The sequence below is a fragment of the Acidimicrobiales bacterium genome, assembly GCA_041394185.1.
In the GTDB taxonomy this organism is placed as follows: Bacteria; Actinomycetota; Acidimicrobiia; order Acidimicrobiales; family Poriferisodalaceae; genus JAAETH01.
On sequence record JAWKIQ010000004.1, the window covers coordinates 268,914 to 286,218 of the forward strand.

Consider the following 17,305-nt stretch of genomic DNA (forward strand, 5'->3'; position numbering starts at 1 on the left):
TCGCCTCATGTCGGTGGTGTCTCCAAAGGTCCGCCGGCCGGTGTCGTCAACGGCTCTGGTCGGCTTCGTGGTCGCTTTGTTCGTCTCGGTGCTGGTGGCTGTGCCAACAGCACAGGCGGCCGAGACCGGGTCGGTCCGCTTCGAGGTGGTCGATGCGGTAACCGGGGCGCCGCTGGCCGCCACAGTGGTCGACGTGGTTCTCGGAAACCCTGGATTCGTGCAGGAAAGCTATTCGGACTTGTCGTCGCCGATCTCGGGCCTGGAAGCCGGGCAGCACACCTTCTTCGCCGTATTCGACTTCTATGGCAACGACGACTCGGGTCGGATCGACGGCGGAAACAACGTGCTCGGCGAGATGGTCACCGCGACGGTGGCTCCCAACGCAGAGACCGTGGTTCGAATCGAGATGACCCCACCCGCAGAGGTGCGCTTCAGGGCGGTGTCGGAAGCCGACGGAGGTGTCGTATCACCACTTTCAGTGACTGTTTCGCCGTCGCGGTTCGGCGGTTCGACCGGCAACGGCGTGGTCGCCGAGGGTGATGGTTGGTACAGGGCGAAGGTCTATCCGGCGCCGTTTCAACCCACCATCTCGCTGGCCGGATCGTCGAGCGCCACTCACCACACATTGCCTTCAGTGCCTTCTGGCACCAGCTACACCCACCCCGAGAGTCTGTTGGTGGCATCACGGCCGACCGTGCGCGGTCGGGTGGTCGACCCCAACGGAAACCCGGTGGCCGGGGCGACGGTGACCGTCGCTTCGTCTCTAGTGGGCTTCGATCTCGATTTCGTGGCAACCAACACTTCGGGCGAGTTCGTCGTCGAGTCACCGAGCGCAACCGGTTTGGTCGCTGTGTTCCCGCCATCGGAGCGCTCGGATCTCGCGGCTGGAAGCCACGCCGGGCGAGGACTGACGGGCGGCTATTGGCCCGCAGGCCAGAGGCACCCCGTCGTCGAAGTCGTTCTGCCCTACGGCCGCTGGTATGCGGCGACCGGGGCCCGGGTGGCGCCAACCGCGGCGCGGCCCGTTACCGGTTACGTGCCCGATGGTGCTGTTGGTGCCGGCGTGAACGTCGTGAACGGCGCGGGCGAGAACAAGGCCGGCTGGACCACGGCCGGTTCGGTGATCGAGGTCTTCAACCACGATGGAATGGCCATCATCGATCTGCATCGCTCGTTGCGTCCCTCATCCGAAGACATCGCCACCCTGGCACCGATCGGAGGCCCTGCGATCACCTGCTCCCTTGCGGTCGGATGTGATGTCTACCGATCCCAGGGGCCCAAGGGCGACCAACTCGTGGTCGACAGCACTTCCACGTTGTCTTCGTTCTCGCTGCTTTACGGCGCAGGTGCCGAGGCCCTTTATCTCGACCCGCCACTGGTGAGTGGCCGCGACTTCGGCAACATCTCCAGCACCGTCGCTGTATCGCCTGTCAACGGCTGCTCTACCGGGTTGACCGTTGACGAGGGGGCGCTGGCCGTGGCCTCGGCGGCCCCGACTGCGCCTGGGTCGGTAACGGTCAGTGCCGACGGCTCATGGGATCGGCAGTTTGCCGTTGGCCTCAGCGCGGGTGGTGCGTCGGCTGTGGTGGCCATCGACGCCGGTACTCCAGTGTTGCCAGAGAGGGCGGGTGTCGACTCGAACGCCTTCGGAGGTCTGTTGCCCGCGACGTGCACGCCCGTGACGACCACGACCACCACGGTGCCGGCGACCACGACGACAACAGCATCGACGACGTCGACAACAACCCCGACGACAACGGCCCCGACGACAACGGCCCCTACGACAACAACAACGACGACGACCACCACCACAACAACGGTCCCGACGACCACGACTACAACCACGACCACCACCACCGGCGTCACGGCACCTACCTCGTCGACCTCGACCACGGTTCCGGTGGTCGACCGTTCGGTGGGTTACGCCGTGGTCACCCGCGATGGCGAGGTCTATGTGTTCGGCGACACGGTCGACTTCGGCGACACGCCGATGGTCGACGCAACGGCGATAGTGCTGAAGCCAGGCGGCGGTGGCTATTGGGTTGTTCAGTCGAACGGTGTCGTCCATGCCTTCGGCGACGCCGAACACCTGGGCAATGCCGAGCAGTCGTGGCTGCTGCCCGGAGAGGCCATCACCACCATGGCCGCGTCCCCCGATGGTTCGGGCTACTGGCTCATCACAGACCGCGGAAGGGTCTCGCCTTTCGGTTCGGCGCGCTTCTTCGGAGACCTGTCCGCGTTCGTCCTGGACGGTCCGGTCATCGATGCCGCCGCCACCCCATCCGGCCTCGGCTACTACCTCGTTGGCAGCGATGGTGGGCTGTTCAGCTTCGGCGACGCTCGGTTCAAAGGGTCGATTCCCCAGGTGTTGCCCGGCGTGACGTTGGACGCGCCGGTGGTTGGTATGACGCCAGACCCCGACGGCACCGGCTATTGGTTCGTCGCTGCCGACGGCGGGGTGTTCGGGTTCGATGCGCCGTTCCGAGGCTCGCTGCCCGGTGTGCTGCCGCCAGGAACGTCGCTCGTCTCGCCGATCAATGGGATGGTGCCCTATGGCAACGGTTATCTTCTGGTGGCAGGCGATGGTGGCGTCTTCACCTTCAGCAACCTGCCGTTCCTCGGCAGCCTCGGCGACGTCGAGCTGACAAGCCCCATTGTCGGAATCAGCGCCGCCTGAAACACAGGAAACGCTCATGGCGACCATCGAGTTCTGGACCTCCGAACCGGCCATACCGCTGCAGCGGGTGCCAGAGGCGGCGGCGACGCTCGAGGCCGCGGGCTGGGATGGCCTGTCGATGGTCGACTCCCAGAATCTCGCCGCCGACCCCTACGTCTACCTGTCGCTGGCCGCTACCGGAACCACCACGCTGGGGTTGATGACCGGTGTCACCAATGTGGTCACCCGGCATCCGGCCGTGACCGCCAGCTCGGCGTTCACCGTGCAGAGCCTGTCGGGCGGACGTTTCGTGCTGGGCATCGGAAGGGGAGACTCGGCTCTGGCGCACATCGGCCGATCTCCGGCGCGGGTGGCGTGGTTCGACCGCTATCTGCGAACTGTCACCTCGTACCTGAACGGCCAGCCGGTCGACATGGACGACCTGGCGATGGACGACTCCATCGCAGCGCCCGTCGACCAGCTCGACCTCGCCCACGCCCCCGACGACAGTCAGATCCGCTGGGCCAAGAAGGTGGCGCGTGTGCCCGTCGAGGTGGCCGCCACCGGGCCCAGGGTCATCGCATCGGCCGCCCGGTACACAGACCGGGTGATGTTCGCCCTGGGCGCCGACCCAGAGCGAGTCGCTTGGGGCGTGGCCGCCGCGAGGGCCGCAGCAGAACAGTCGGGGCGCGACCCGCAGTCGGTAGCGTTCGGTGCCTACGTGACCGTCGTGTGCGACCCCGACGTTGCCAGTGCGCGCACGATGGGTCTCGGCTCGGCCAGCCTCTTCGCCCGCTTCTCGGCGATGCACGGAAAGGTGGCCGCTCCGGCCGACAAGACCCAAAGCGACGTGTTCACCGCGATCCATCAGGCCTACGACATGAACCGTCACGCCCGCGAAGACGGCGACCAGACCCGCCTGCTGACCGACGAGTTCCTGGACCGGTTCGCAATCATGGGCTCGCCGTCGTATTGCACCGACAGGCTGGGCGAACTGGTCGAGCTGGGGCTCACCAAGTTCGTGGTGACCGGCACCAGCGCGTCATCGAGAGACCCCCGGGTGGCCGAGGCGAGCGCCCGGTTCACCAGCGAGGTCGCACCCGCACTGCGCAGTTGATGTCACTGGGCGATTGATGTCACTGGGCGATTGATGTCACTGCTGGGCCAGCTCGCGGCGGATTCTCTGAGTGTCTTGAGCGACGATCTCGGCGGGGCTCAGGTCGTCGGTGATGTCGATGGTGAGCTGATGGAACAGCCCCTCGAACGCGAACGGCGCCTGGTACTCGCCAGACACCGCCGAGCATCCATCGCGGCCGATGTCCATACCCGACATGGCTATGAACCTCAGCACGAACGGGATGTGAACCGGTTCTGAGCTGCCGGCCGGTGTGGTCAACACGAGCTCGCCACCGTTGTCGTGGCGGTCGAGGCGGGCCTCGACCGTGACCGGTTCGTTTCCGCCGGGCATGGCGACCCTGGCCACGTGGTGGGTGCCGAACAGGTTGTAGTCGAACACCAGCTGGTCGTCCTTCAAATACCAGGTGAAGCCGGTGTTCGAGGTTCCGAAGGCGGTCAACACGCCCTGTTCGGTTCCGTTCGGACGTTCGATGTCGGCCTTCATCACCCAGCTGCGGCCACCCATTGCTGGCGCCGCTTCTGTCGACAGCCGATCGACCGGCGGGAAGAACCGGTAGTGGTTCGACGCGTGGGGCGTACCCGGGCGCCGGTCGCGAAATGCCAAGCCGGTGACGTCGTCGTCCAGTGGCAACACGCCCAGTCGCTCGGCCTCGGACCACCACAGCTCGATCATCTCGGCCAGCTTGTCGGGCTCGGACTGGGCGAGGTCGTTGCACTCGGAGAAGTCTTCGGCGAGGTTGTAGAGCTCCCAGCGGTCTTCGTCGAAGGGCTTGCCGCGGCGGTGCCAAGTGACCGCCTTCCAGCCGTCGTTGACGATGCCACGGTGGCCGAACATCTCGAAGTATTGGGGCCCTCGGTCGGAGGCGGCGTCGGCGTCGTCGAAGCTGTACGCCAGCGAGGTTCCGGCGACGGGTAGCTGCTGGCGACCGCGGAACACTGCGGGTTGCTCGACCCCGACCAGTTCGAGGATGGTCGGGGCAATGTCGACCACGTGGTGGAACTGTCGACGTATGCCGCCGGCGTCACGGATGCGCTCGGGCCAGTGGATCACGAGCGGGTCGCGAACCCCGCCACCGTGGGTGTTCTGCTTGTACCAACGCAGCGGGGTGTTACCCGCCTGGGCCCAACCCCACGGATAGTTGGTGTGCGAATGCGGGCCGCCGACCGTGTCGAGACGGTCGAGCAGGTTCTCGGCTGGCTCCTCGGGGTAGCCGTTGAAGAACCTCATCTCGTCGATGACGCCTGTGGCGAAGCCCTCCTGGCTGGCGCCGTTGTCAGACGTGACGATCAGGATGGTGTTGTCGAGTTCCCCGATGGCTTCGAGGAAGTCGACCAACCGTCCGATCTGGGCGTCGGTGTGGTCGAGGAACGCAGCAAATGCCTCCTGCAGCCTGGCGGCGACAGCCCTCTGGGCGTCGGTCATTTCGTCCCAGGCTTCGACACCTCGGTTGCGAGGTGCCAGCTCGGTGCCCTCGGGCACTATCCCCATGTCGAGCTGGCGCTGGAACCATGCCGCCCTGGCCTCGTCCCAGCCGTCGTCGAAGCGGCCCCGATACTTGTCGAGGTAGGCCTGTGGCGCCTGGTGAGGCGAATGCGTGGCGCCCCACGCCAGGTAGGTGAAGAACGGGCGATCGGGCCGGATCGACTTGGACTCGCGAATGAACTGGATTGCGTGATCGGTGAGGTCCTCGGAGAGGTGGTAGCCCTCTTCGGGAGTGGCCGGCGGATCGATGGCGTGGTTGTCGTAGGTCAGCTCGGGATAGAACTGGTCGGTCTCGCCCTGCAGGAACCCATAGAAGCGGTCGAACCCGCGACCGAGTGGCCAGTCGTCGAACGGGCCGGCCGGTGACGCTTCGGTCATCGGGCAGAGGTGCCACTTGCCAACAGCGAAGGTGGCGTAGCCGGCGTCGCCCAGCAGCTCTGCCATGGTGGCCGCGTTGTGGCTGATGCGGCCACGCATGTGTGGGAATCCGGTGTCGAAGTTCGAGATCGCCCTCATCCCCACGGTGTGGTGATTGCGACCTGTCAGCAGGGCGGCGCGTGTGGGCGAACACAGGGCGGTGGTGTGGAAGTTGGTGTATCGCAGGCCACCTGCGGCCAGGCGATCGATGTTGGGGGTGTCGATGGTCGAGCCGAAACAGCCGAAATGCGAGAAGCCGGCGTCGTCGAACAAGATCACGACGACGTTGGGCTTGCCCTCGAGGTCAGGGGCCTCGGGCCACCACGGTTGGGAGTCTTCGCGCAGCCGTCCTATGACCCCACCGAAGTCTTCGGCGCCCGGCATCGGGTTGGTGTCCTGGTGTCCAGAGTCGCTCATGGGCCGACCATAACCAGCCGCCCACTTCGGTCTTCAATCGAGCCTCGGCTACGCTGTTCGCTGTAGTGATCACTACAGAAACACGCCAACTCTGGAAGGACTTGGGATGGGGGCTAGGACAGGCGCGCAATACCTGGAAGGGCTGGCCGACCGAGGTCGCGAGATCTGGGTCGAGGGCGAACGCGTCGACGATGTGGCGGCCCACCCCAAGCTCAGCGGCGCAGCCCGGTCGCTGGCCGCCTACTTCGACAGGCAGAACGATCACGCCGACCTGTGCTTGGTGCACGACCCCGACCTCGACGAGCCGGTCAGCGTCAGCCACATGGTGCCCAGGTCGAAGGAAGACCTGTTCGTACGTCACCGCGGGCTGGTGAAGCTGACCGAGGGTTCCATGGGAATCATGGGGCGCACGCCCGACTACATGAACATGAAGTTCTCGGCGTTTTGTGCCGCACCGTGGGTGTGGGCCGGCGAAGACAACCGCAACGAACGGGGCGCCGCCAACATCGTCGATCTGCGGCGCCGACTGGCCGGCGACGACATCGCGTTGACCCACACGATCATCCAACCCAACAACGACAAGCGCACCGACGCCAAGATCCTCGACAACAAGGTGACGGTGCGAAAGGTCGGCGAGACACCCGACGGCATCATCGTTCGTGGTGCCAGGGTGTTGGCGACTCTGGCACCGTTCGCAGACGAGCAGGCTGTGTACCCCGCACTGCCGCTGCCTCCCGGGGCCGACGACTACGCCGTGTCGTTCGTCATTCCGCTGGACACGCCGGGGCTCAAGTTCTGGTGCCGCGACAGCTTCTCGGCGCCCTGGTCGCAGCGCCACGACAAGCCGATCTCGGCTCGCTACGACGAACAGGACGCGTTCTGCGTTTTCGACGATGTGCTGGTGCCGTGGGATCGGGTGCTGATCGACGGAGACGTCGACATCTACAACTCGATTCGCCAGACCCAGTACGCAATCCACATGACCACCCAGTCGACGATTCGCGCTCTCACCAAGCTCGAGTTCGCCTATGGGCTGGCCACACGCATGGCCGAGATCATCGGTGACCACTCGCCTGCGACCAACGACATGTTGGGCGAGATCGCCTGCTACGTGCAGACGACCCGCAATGCCGTCGAGCTGTCGATCGAGCAGGGTTGGGAGCGCGAGCGCGACGGCATGTGGTTTCCCAATGGGCGCTGCCTCGACCCCATGCGTGCCCTTCTGGCCACCTGGATGCCCCGCGTTCAAGAGATCATGACCCTGATAGGCAGCCACAATCTGTTGACCACACCCAGTGCGTCGCAGTTCGATAACCCGGGCGATCGCCCCCTTATCGACGAGACCCTGTTCGGCGCCAACGATGTGGCCGCCGACGAACGGTCGGCAGTGTTCCGCCTGGCCTGGGATTTCATCGGATCTGGCCTCGCCGGCCGCGGGTTCCTGTACGAGCGCTTCTATCTGACCTCGGCGACGCGCAACCGTCAGACGTTGCACCTGGCGCTGTCAGATCGCCAACGGCCGGCCGCCCTGGTCGACGAGATGCTTGCGCTGGCGCGAAGCTGAGCTGGTGAATTCCGACGAACAGTCCGAAACCGCCCCTGTCAGGCTGGACCCGCCCGCAGAGCTGTCCATGGCGTTGGGCGAGGCCATGTTCACCCAGAGGGCCATCCGCAGATTCGACCCGCAGCGACCCATCTCAGATCAACAGCTGAGGCTGGTGCTGGACGCGGCCACCAAGGCTCCGACGGGTGCCAACATCCAGCCGGTGCGGCCGCTGGTGATACGCGACCGCGAACTGATCAGACGATTCGGTGCGCTGTATCACGAGGCGTGGTGGGCAAAACGTGCCGACGCCTACGGGTGGGAGCCCGATCAAGAGCTGCCCGTCGACTCGCCCTATGTGATGCCGGCTCTGCTGGCCTCCGAGATGGTCGACGCGCCGGTTGTGGTGTTGTTCTGGTCGACGGGTGCCCCCGGCAACTCTGTGTTCCCGGCAGTGCAGAACATGATGCTGGCGGCCAGGGCCCTGGGCATCGGCTCGGTTCTGACCACGCTGCATCCGTCGGTGATGAGCCGGGTGCACGAGATGTTCGATGTGCCTGCCGATGTCAGGTTCCACTGCTGTGTGCCGCTGGGCTACCCGAGGGGAGCCTTTGGCACCACTCAGCGTTTGCCCAGCAGTGTCACCACCAACTGGAACCGGTGGGGCCAGAGCCCGCCCTGGTAGCGGCACACCCCTTGGTGTGGGGTCACGGGAACACCACCGTTTTGTCGGCGACGCGCATGATGCGGTCTTCGGCCCAGGCCTTGACCGCCCGCGACAACACCAGGCGCTCGATGTCTTGGCCCAGCTCGACCAGCTGACCGGCGGTATGGGTGTGGTTCACCCTTGCCACCTCTTGCTCGATGATGGGGCCCTCGTCGAGGTCGGCAGTGACGAAGTGGGCGGTGGCTCCGACCAGCTTGACCCCTCGAGCGTGGGCCTGGTGATAGGGCTTGGCGCCCTTGAACCCGGGCAGGAACGAGTGGTGGATGTTGATGGCTCGTCCGTCGAGAAACGCACACAGATCGTCGGAGAGAATCTGCATATAGCGCGCCAGCACCACCAGGTCGATGCGGTGGGCCTCGACCAGTTCGCGAATCTGGGCCTCTTGGGTCGGCTTCGTGTCGTTGGTGACCGGCAGGTGCACGAACTCGATGCCATAGCGGTCGACAGCGGGGCGGCAGTCGGGGTGGTTGGACACCACCAGCGGGATGTCTACGTCGAGCATCCCGGCACGCCAGCGATACAGCAGATCGACGAGGCAGTGGTCGAACTTGGACACCATGATGAGCACGCGCGGACGCTGGGCCCGCGGCCTGACCCGCAGCTGGGCTCCGTCGCCGGCAATGTCGCCGATGCGCCGATCGACGGCGGCGTGAATGGCTGCGGAGTCGTCTCCGGGCGTCGCGACGATGGTGCGCATGCAGAACGTGTTGGTGTCTGGGTCGGTGAATTGGGCGTTCTCGACGATGTTGCCGTGGACGTCGAGCAGCCCGCCGGTCACGGCATGCACCAGGCCCGGCTTGTCGTCGCAGATGAGGGTGAGGATGTGGTCGGTCATGGGTACGGGCGAGGGTAGTTGGCTCTAGCCGCCAGCAGCCGCGGGGGAGTACTGGGTCTGCGATTTAGTGGCACCCGAGGGCAGCGGGTTGGTCCATCGGTCGACGAGCCGGTTGGTGTGTCGCTGGACCAACATCCACTCGCCCGGCGCCTCGCCCACCTTCAATCGACAACCCATCTGGTGCAGACGCTGGTGATGGAACGGGCAGAGCAGGGCCAGGTTGGCCAGATCCGTGAGGCCACCGTCCTCCCACTCGATGAGGTGATGTGCGTCGCACCCTGCGGCCGAGCGGCCGCAGCCGTCCCAAATGCAGAATCCATCGCGAATCGCCAGAGCGAGCCGCTGGACCTCATTGGCATGGCGGCTGCTGCGTCCGAGATCGAGCCGATGGGTTTCGCAATCGACCATCCAGACGAACAGCTCGGCCTTGTTGGCCAGCAGCTCGAACCACCGAGCGACCGGAACCGGATCGCCGCCCGTCGTGCGTGCACCAGACGAATCGAGCACCAGGTGAGCTGCAGACTTCTTCGACTTACCCGGGTTGAGGAGCAGGTCGGCGAAGGCATCGGCCCGGCGCTGACCCGGACTTCGAGAATCGTTGTCGTGCATGCCGTAACGCTTGCGGCGCGCCCCTGGCGCCGACTGTGATTTGTCGTTCCGATGCCATTGGCTGCGGTTGGCGGCCTCGAGTTTGTCGGCTATCTGGCTGCCGGTGACCGGGTCGGTCTTCAGGTAGAACCAGTAGCACCCGTCGTCGTCGATGCCCCAGCCGGCGACTCGCAGGCGGCGCTGTCGTTCGTGGCGGGCCTCTGGCTCCAGCTCGTCGTGTTCGCGCTGGGCCCGGCGGATCAGCTGCCTTGTCGTATCGGCCGAACCGCAGGCGATTGCCTCGTCGAGCAGCCGAGCGACAACGGCCTCGGGCAGATCGCACTGGGTCAGCAGGTCGGCCTGTTCGATGTTGATCAGCCCCGCGTCGAGGGCGGCAGCGACGAACGGGAACCTGGACAGCAGCGCTGCACGCTTCTGGGTCTCGATGCGTTCGCGGGTTGAAGGCTCGGGCGCTGGCGGCTCGCTGTCGGCATCCGGCTTGCTGTCGGCATCGGGCTTGGTGTCGGGCTCGGTTGCAGGCGCGGGCGGCTCGCTGTCGGCATCTGGCTCGGGTTCGGGGTCGGAGAGGTCGGGCCCCTGGTGTTGGCGCAGACGTTCGACGACGCGAGTGAGTGTGGCCTCGTAGCCACCGAGCCTGGCCCGCGCCCTGCGGCACGCGCCGAGCCTCTGCTCGACCTCGCTCAACTGGAGCAACTCGAGGTCGCTCTCGGCCAGCACGTGGACTCCGACGAGTCTGGCCCCAGCCGCCTGTGCGTTTGTTCTCTCCACCACATCCGGCATTGTATCGAACATATGTTCGACCAACAACACCAGCTCAGGGTTCGTCGGGGATTTCTGGCTCGGGGTGGCGATCGATGGGTGTCCAGCGCAGGTCGGCGCCACCCTCGTTGACCGGCGCTGTGCCGCGCAGCCGAAGCCGTGCCAGCGCCACCAAACTCAGCGACGACACCCCGACGACGATCCAGGTCAGGTCTTCGCCGACCTCGCCATACAGGGCGGCCGCCGGGAACGAAGACAGGCCGGCACTCAAGACCTCGACGGCGCCCATGAGCCCCAGGGCGGCTGCCTGGCGAACCTCGGGGACCGAGCGCGACACGGCGATCTGGGCCGCCACGAACCCGAAGCCCTCGGCGAAACCGGCAACCGCCATGACCGCGGCCGGGCCGAACACCCCGGGGACGAATCCGTAGAACATCGTCGACACGGCCACCACGCTGATGCCGACCGTCGCCACCAGCGGTGGGCCAACTCGATCTGCGGTGCGACCAGCCATCGGGCTGACTATCGCTATGGGCGCCGCCAGCACCGTGAAGGCGATGCCGGTCTGGAAGGTCGTTCCGCCCCGGTCGCTGAACATCAGTGGGATGACGGACTCGAAGGCTCCGATGGTCAGGAAGTAGCTGGCGACGAACAGCAGAGCGCCCTGGAGGCGCCTGATCTTCAGCAGGTCGAACGATGATCGGCGCTGCTGGGTGTCGATGGCCCCGCGGTCGGCCGGGAGTCGCAGCGCCATCGGCGCCAGCCCTGCCACAGCCAGGCCGAACACCAGGAAGGGCAGTCTCAAGCCCCCGATCTCGGCCAGAGCCGCAGCCGCGATGGGGCCGACCATGAAGCCGACGATCTCGCCGACGACCAGCCGCCCCAGGTTCTCGCCGACCCGCTCGGGGTCGAGAACCGTCGCAGCCCGTCGGATGCCCGGAATCGCTATGCCTCCGCCGAACCCCAGTGCGGCGCGGGCCACCATCCACCAGCCGAGCTGGTCGACGAACACCATCGTCAACAGCGCCGCGGCAGTGATCGCCAACCCGACTGTTGCCATGGTTCTGGCATGGCCACGATCGGCGTGGTGGGCGAAGCCGACCTGGGCGCAGAACGAGGCGAGAAACCCCGCGGCAACGACGATTCCGACCCCGCCCTCCGAGAACCCGAGCTGGTCGCGCAGCTCGCCCATGACCGTGACGATGCCCGCGATGGACGCCGAGACCAGCCCGAAGATGATCTGGTAGGGCAGCAGTTCTCGGGCCGGCGACCGGTATGGCTGATCGGCCGGTGTCATCGACCGCCTATCCGTTGGATCAGGTGAGACGTGATCCGGTCGATGAAGTCCGAGACCGGTGGTGACAGCCGGGCTCCGGAGCGGGTGATGAGCGCAAACGTGTCGTGCAGTGGGGGGTCGAACGGCACGGCGCTCAGCCGGCTGTCCAGCGAAGAAACGAGCACCGACGGCGCGTAGGTGTCTCCGAGACCCCGGGCGGCGAGGGCCAGGGCGGTCTCGGCCGCGTCGACCTCGATTCGTGGTTCGATGCGAAGGCCGGCGGTCTGGGCCCTGGTGCTCAGCTGGGTTCTGGTCGGGTCTGCATTGCCCGAAGACGCCTCGTACAGAATGAACGCGCGCTCAGCCACGTCATCGATGGTGGCGGGCCTGGTGGTGTGAGCTGGCTCGGCCGAGACGTAGAACACCTCGCTGGTGGCGATGGGCGTCACCGTCAGGCCGACCTCGTTGATGGGTAGGGCCACCACCGCTGCATCGAGGTTGCCCGAGCGCACGGCCTGCGCGGTGGCCGAGCTGTTTCGGGCCTCTATGCGCAGGTTCGCCCCAGGGTGATCTTCGAAGAATCGGGCGATGAGCTCTTCGATGCCATATTGGTGCGGCCACCCGAAGGTGCCGAACGCAACCCTGGCCTGGTCCGGGTCGGACGAGGACGAGATGGCGGCTGCAGCGAGTTTGGACGAATCGATGACCCTGCGGGCGTGGGCCTCGAATTCGATGGCTGCAAGGGTTGGGCGCACTCCGCGTGCCTGGCGGATGAAAAGCTCTTGCCCGACCGCGCGCTCGAGCCGTTGTATCTGTTCGGCGACGGCGGGCTGAGAAACCCCCAGAGCCTCGGCTGCCGAGGTGAACGAACCCCTCTCGAAGGCCGCCAGGAAGTATTCGAGCTGGGACAACGTGAAGTTGATCGGCTGGAGATTCAAGGGATAACCAAACCCTGTATAACTTCGAAGAAACACAACCTAGCACGATGCATAGGTTGGGAATAATCTTCCGGAATGGTCAGGGTTGCGGTTGTCACCGGCGCGGCGCGGGGTCTGGGGCGAGCATGCACAGAGCGCTTTTGCCGCGATGGCATTGCGGTGTTGATGGTCGACAACGACACCGACGCCCTGGCCGCTGCCGTCGCCGAAATCGAAGCGATCGGCGGCACTGCGCGATCGGTAGCGGCCGACATCACGAGCCGCTCGGCTTGTGCAGAGGTCATCGGCGCCGCCGTCGCCGGGTGGGGCCGGGTGGACCTGTTGGTGAACTCGGCCGGTGTCTACCCCCGCAAGCCGGTGCTCGACATCGGGACCGACGATTGGCGCTTCGTCTTCGACGTCAACGTGCTTGGCACCTACTTCATGATGATCGAGGCGATCGCCGTCATGCGCGGGCAGGGTTCGGGACACATCGTCAACGTGTCGTCGATCGACGCATTCAAAGCCCATCCAGACAACGCCCACTATGCAGCGACGAAGGCGGCGGTTGTCAGCCTCACCCGATCGTTGGCGCTCGAGGTGGCCCCGATGGGCATCGTCGTGAACTCGGTGGCGCCCGGGCCTATGGCCACCGAGGCCGCCAAACAAACCGACTGGTACGAGCCGATGGTCGCCGGCCTCCCGACCCGCAAACCGATCGAGCCCGGTGAGGTCGCAGACCTGGTTGCGTACCTCGGCAGCGATGCCAATGTCAGCATCGTCGGCGAGAACGTCGTGATCAGCGGGGCGGGGGTGATCGTGTGAGTGTCGAACTGAGTACGGTCGAGAACGGGGACCATCCATGACAGAGCTGCAGGCCGAATACGACGTGGTCATAGTGGGCGGTGCGGTCATGGGCAGTTCGGTCGCCCATTTCCTGACCTCGAACCCAGACTTCGACGGGTCTGTGTTGGTCGTCGAACGCGACGCCAGCTATCAGCGTTCGTCCACCACCCTGTCCGGAAGCGCCATCAGGCATCAGTTCTCCAACGAGATCAACGTCAAGATCAGCCAGTTCGGAAGCGAGTTCATCAAGTCGTTCGCCGATCACTGTTCGGTCGATGGTGAGGCACCCGACTTGTCGTTCCACGAGAACGGGTATCTGTTCCTCATCGACGAGGAGCGCAAGGACACCTTGGTCGCCAACTGGAACACCCAGACCTCCCTGGGCTCGGATATCTCGCTGCTGACGCCAGAGCGCATCGCCCAACGCTGGCCGTGGATCAACACCGATGGAATCGCGGCGGGCTCGCTGGGCGAGACCGGCGAGGGCTGGTTCGACAGCTACGGCCTGATGCAGGGATTCAGGCAAAAGGCCCGTTCGAACGGCGCCGTCTACGCAACCGACGAGGTCGTGGGCCTGGTCCGCGATCACGACAGGATCGATGCCGTGCGGTTGGCGTCGGGCGCCACGGTTCGGTGCCGAACCCTGGTGAACGCCGCCGGTCCTCGGGCCAGGCTGGTTTGTGCCATGGCCGGTCTCGATGTGCCCGTGGTGCCCCGCAAGCGCTACATGTTCGTGTTCGACTCCCGCACCCGCCTGCCCGACCCGGCTCCGGCGGTGATCGACCCCACGGGTCTGTTCGTCAGACCAGAGGGCCAGTTCTACCTGTGCACCCTGGAACCCCAGCCAGACCCCGACGCCGACTTCGACGACTTCACCGTGTGGCGAGACCAGTTCGAAGAGATCATCTGGCCTCTGCTCGCGCAGCGAATTCCGGCCTTCGAAGCGGTGAAGGTGGTCAACTCGTGGTGTGGTCACTATGCCTTCAACACCCTTGACCACAACGCCGTGGTAGGCCCCCACACCGAGGTCGAGAACTTCTTGTTCTGCAACGGGTTCAGCGGTCACGGACTTCAGCAGAGCCCAGCGGTGGGGCGAGCCATATCGGAGCTGATCACCTACGGCCGTTATGAGACCCTCGACCTCGCCCCGCTGGGGTATCGACGCATCGAAACGGGCACCCCGTTCCTCGAGACCCTGGTGATCTGATGCCGGTGGTCGAGCCCCGAAGCGGCGGCCGCATCCTGGTCGACGCATTGGTCGCCAACCACGTCGATCGGGTCTTCTGCGTGCCTGGCGAGAGCTACCTCGACGCGCTCGACGCGATGTACGACACGCCGAGCATCGACGTCTGCGTCGCCCGCAACGAGGGTGGTGCTGCCTACATGGCAGACGCCCACGGCAAGCTGACCGGCCGCCCTGGTATCTGTTTCGTCACCCGCGGGCCCGGCGCCGCCAACGCCAGCGGTGGGTTGCACATGGCTCGCCAGGACTCGACTCCGCTGATCATGTTCGTCGGCCAGGTCGCGCGCGGACACCTCGGTCGCGAGGCGTTTCAGGAGATCGACTATCGCCAGATGTTCGGTCAGGTGACCAAGTGGGTGGCCCAGATAGACGATCCGTCGCGGATACCCGAGTTGGTCAACAGGGCCTTCGCAACCGCCACCTCGGGCCGCCCGGGCCCGGTGGTGCTGGCGGTGCCTGAGGACATGCTGGCCGACACGGCTGCGGTCGCCGACCTTCCCGCGTGGCAGCCGGTGGCCACCCACCCTGCTGCAGGCGACGTGGTACGCGCTGTCGAGGCCCTGTCTTCGTCGGCCAGGCCGCTGGTAGTGGTGGGCGGCAAGCCGTGGGGCGAACAGGCTCGGCTCGACCTGGAGAGGTTCGCTAGCGCTTGGGACGTGCCGGTGGCTACCTCGTTTCGGTGCCAGGACTACATCGACAACGACCATCCCAGCTATGCGGGCGACCTGGGCATAGCCATCAGCCCGGCGCTGACCCAGCGGGTGAAGGACGCCGATCTGTTGCTGGTGGTCGGTGCTCGCCTGGGCGAGTTCACCACGCGCGGCTATTCGCTTGTCGACATTCCCAGGCCCAGGCAACAGATCGTGCACGTGCACGCCGATGCCGAGGAGTTGGGCAGTGTGTACTTCCCGGCCCTGGCCATCAACGCGTCGCCGACAGCCTTCGTAGCGGAGCTGGCCCGGACCACCCCTGCAGGCCAGCCGAAATGGGCGGCCGAGACCCATCGGGCCCACGGCGAGTTCGTCGACTGGAACACCCCATTCGAGGTCGGGGGCGACGTGCAGCTGGGCGAGGTCTTCGGCTGGCTGGCCGGGCGCCTCGAACCCGATGCCATCGTGTGCAACGGGGCGGGCAACTACACGGGCTGGGTGCACAGGTTTCACCGGTTCCACCGATTCGGCACCCAGTTGGCACCCACCAACGGTGCCATGGGTTACGGCACCCCTGCGGCCGTTGCCGCAAAGCTGGCCCACCCCGAGCGCACCGTGGTGGCCGTGGCCGGCGATGGCTGTTTCATGATGAACGGTCAAGAGCTGGCCACCGCCGTGCAGTACAACGCCGCCATCGTGGTGATCGTGGTCAACAACTCGATGCTCGGCACCATCCGTATGCATCAAGAGCGCCGCTATCCCAACCGGGTGGTTGCGACCACATTGCACAACCCAGATTTCGCCATGCTGGCCACCGCCTACGGAGCCCACTCCGAGCTGGTCATGTCTACCCGTGAATTCGCGCCGGCTTTCGAGCGGGCGCTGGCGGCGAACCGTCCGGCGCTGATAGAGGTGCGGGTAGACCCCGACCTGATCGCCCACAACACGACCCTCAGTCAGATCCAAGGAGACAGCCAATGACCACACACCCATCGCTCGTCGACAAGGTCGTGCTAGTCACCGGTGCAGGCAAGGGGATAGGCCGCGCCATCGCCGAGAGGTTCGCCTCGGTCGGCTCCAAGCTGGCGGTCAACGATCTGTCCGAAGATCGCTTGGCCGACACGGTCGCGGCCATCGCCGAAGGCGGTGCGCCGGTGGTATCGACGCCGGCCGACGTGTCGGACTCGGCGTCGGTCGGCGCCATGATCGAAGCGGTCATGGACGCCTACGGGCGAATCGACGTGGTGGTCAACAACGCCGGCATCGTCGAGCCGATGCTGCACTTCTTCGAGGCCGACGAGGCTTGGTGGCGTCGCATCATCGACGTGAACCTCACAGGCCACTTCCTGGTCTCGCACCCCGCGGCTCGCATCATGGCCAAGCAGGGCGGGGGATGCATCATCAACATGAGTTCGGGTGGCGCAACCAGAGCCCATCGGGCTTTCACCGCATACGACGCCACCAAGGGCGGCATCGAGGCGCTCACCAGGGCCATGGCGCTCGACCTGGGGCCCTACAACATACGTGTGAACGCCCTGATGCCGGGCTCCATCGACACCAGCGGCCTGCCTCTGGAACAGCGCAAGCTGCGCGGCGAGAACGTGCCCCTGGAACGCATCGGCGAGCCCTTTGACATGACCGGCGCGGCGTTGTTCCTGGCGTCCGACGATGCGGCCTATATAACCGGCGACATCATCCGGGTCGATGGAGGGATGTTGGCCCAACAACGTTCGGCGACGGTCGACATCATGCCGCCGAAGGACTTCCCCGATGTGAGCACCCTGTGAGCC

General features: G+C 65.7%; 13 protein-coding genes. 8 read left to right on the forward strand and 5 right to left on the reverse strand.

Annotated features, from left to right (window positions below; translation table 11 throughout):
* Positions 1 to 7: 7 nt before the first annotated feature.
* Both R2770_19135 and R2770_19140 read left to right on the forward strand, forming a co-directional pair.
* Positions 8 to 2,677, forward strand: coding sequence for a carboxypeptidase-like regulatory domain-containing protein (locus tag R2770_19135; GenBank protein MEZ5282577.1), 2,670 nt, complete (start codon positions 8 to 10; stop codon positions 2,675 to 2,677).
* Between the two features lie 16 nt (positions 2,678 to 2,693).
* Complete coding sequence (locus R2770_19140) at positions 2,694 to 3,773, forward strand: LLM class flavin-dependent oxidoreductase (protein ID MEZ5282578.1); 1,080 nt, start codon at positions 2,694 to 2,696, stop codon at positions 3,771 to 3,773.
* Between the two features lie 36 nt (positions 3,774 to 3,809).
* On the opposite strand, the gene R2770_19145 is transcribed toward R2770_19140, so the two are convergent.
* Positions 3,810 to 6,110 (reverse strand): arylsulfatase, encoded by a 2,301-nt coding sequence (locus tag R2770_19145; GenBank protein MEZ5282579.1) that lies wholly within the window; start codon positions 6,108 to 6,110, stop codon positions 3,810 to 3,812.
* 106 nt (positions 6,111 to 6,216) lie between these two features.
* Here R2770_19145 and R2770_19150 point away from each other — a divergent pair, with 106 nt between their 5' ends.
* Together R2770_19150 and R2770_19155 are read left to right on the forward strand one after the other, a co-directional pair.
* Positions 6,217 to 7,674 carry a 4-hydroxyphenylacetate 3-hydroxylase N-terminal domain-containing protein gene (locus R2770_19150; GenBank protein MEZ5282580.1) on the forward strand — a complete coding sequence of 486 codons (1,458 nt, stop codon included), beginning with the start codon at positions 6,217 to 6,219 and terminating at the stop codon, positions 7,672 to 7,674.
* A gap of 4 nt (positions 7,675 to 7,678) precedes the next feature.
* Positions 7,679 to 8,338 (forward strand): nitroreductase family protein, encoded by a 660-nt coding sequence (locus R2770_19155; GenBank protein MEZ5282581.1) that lies wholly within the window; start codon positions 7,679 to 7,681, stop codon positions 8,336 to 8,338.
* A 22-nt stretch (positions 8,339 to 8,360) separates the two neighbouring features.
* Here the strand turns inward: R2770_19155 and purU are convergent, their stop codons facing one another.
* Genes purU through R2770_19175 form a run of 4 tightly spaced genes read right to left on the reverse strand, consistent with a single transcriptional unit; the run spans position 8,361 to position 12,797 of the window.
* Complete coding sequence (gene purU, locus R2770_19160) at positions 8,361 to 9,215, reverse strand: formyltetrahydrofolate deformylase (protein MEZ5282582.1); 855 nt, start codon at positions 9,213 to 9,215, stop codon at positions 8,361 to 8,363.
* 24 nt (positions 9,216 to 9,239) lie between these two features.
* Complete coding sequence (locus tag R2770_19165) at positions 9,240 to 10,595, reverse strand: DUF222 domain-containing protein (protein ID MEZ5282583.1); 1,356 nt, start codon at positions 10,593 to 10,595, stop codon at positions 9,240 to 9,242.
* 43 nt (positions 10,596 to 10,638) lie between these two features.
* The gene (locus R2770_19170; GenBank protein MEZ5282584.1) at positions 10,639 to 11,880 is read right to left on the reverse strand and encodes an MFS transporter; all 1,242 of its coding nucleotides are present in this window, start codon (positions 11,878 to 11,880) and stop codon (positions 10,639 to 10,641) included.
* The gene (locus R2770_19175; GenBank protein ID MEZ5282585.1) at positions 11,877 to 12,797 is read right to left on the reverse strand and encodes a LysR family transcriptional regulator; all 921 of its coding nucleotides are present in this window, start codon (positions 12,795 to 12,797) and stop codon (positions 11,877 to 11,879) included. Before R2770_19175 ends, R2770_19170 begins: the two co-directional genes overlap by 4 nt.
* A 75-nt stretch (positions 12,798 to 12,872) precedes the next feature.
* Here R2770_19175 and R2770_19180 point away from each other — a divergent pair, with 75 nt between their 5' ends.
* Genes R2770_19180 through R2770_19195 form a run of 4 tightly spaced genes read left to right on the forward strand, consistent with a single transcriptional unit; the run spans position 12,873 to position 17,302 of the window.
* On the forward strand, positions 12,873 to 13,601 hold the full coding sequence (locus R2770_19180; protein ID MEZ5282586.1) for an SDR family oxidoreductase: 729 nt from the start codon (positions 12,873 to 12,875) through the stop codon (positions 13,599 to 13,601).
* 37 nt (positions 13,602 to 13,638) lie between these two features.
* Positions 13,639 to 14,829 (forward strand): FAD-binding oxidoreductase, encoded by a 1,191-nt coding sequence (locus R2770_19185; protein MEZ5282587.1) that lies wholly within the window; start codon positions 13,639 to 13,641, stop codon positions 14,827 to 14,829.
* Positions 14,829 to 16,496, forward strand: a complete 1,668-nt coding sequence (locus R2770_19190) for a thiamine pyrophosphate-binding protein (protein MEZ5282588.1) — start codon at positions 14,829 to 14,831, stop codon at positions 16,494 to 16,496. Before R2770_19185 ends, R2770_19190 begins: the two co-directional genes overlap by 1 nt.
* Positions 16,493 to 17,302, forward strand: coding sequence for an SDR family NAD(P)-dependent oxidoreductase (locus R2770_19195; protein MEZ5282589.1), 810 nt, complete (start codon positions 16,493 to 16,495; stop codon positions 17,300 to 17,302). The genes R2770_19190 and R2770_19195 overlap by 4 nt, the downstream gene beginning before the upstream one ends.
* Positions 17,303 to 17,305 lie beyond the last annotated feature (3 nt).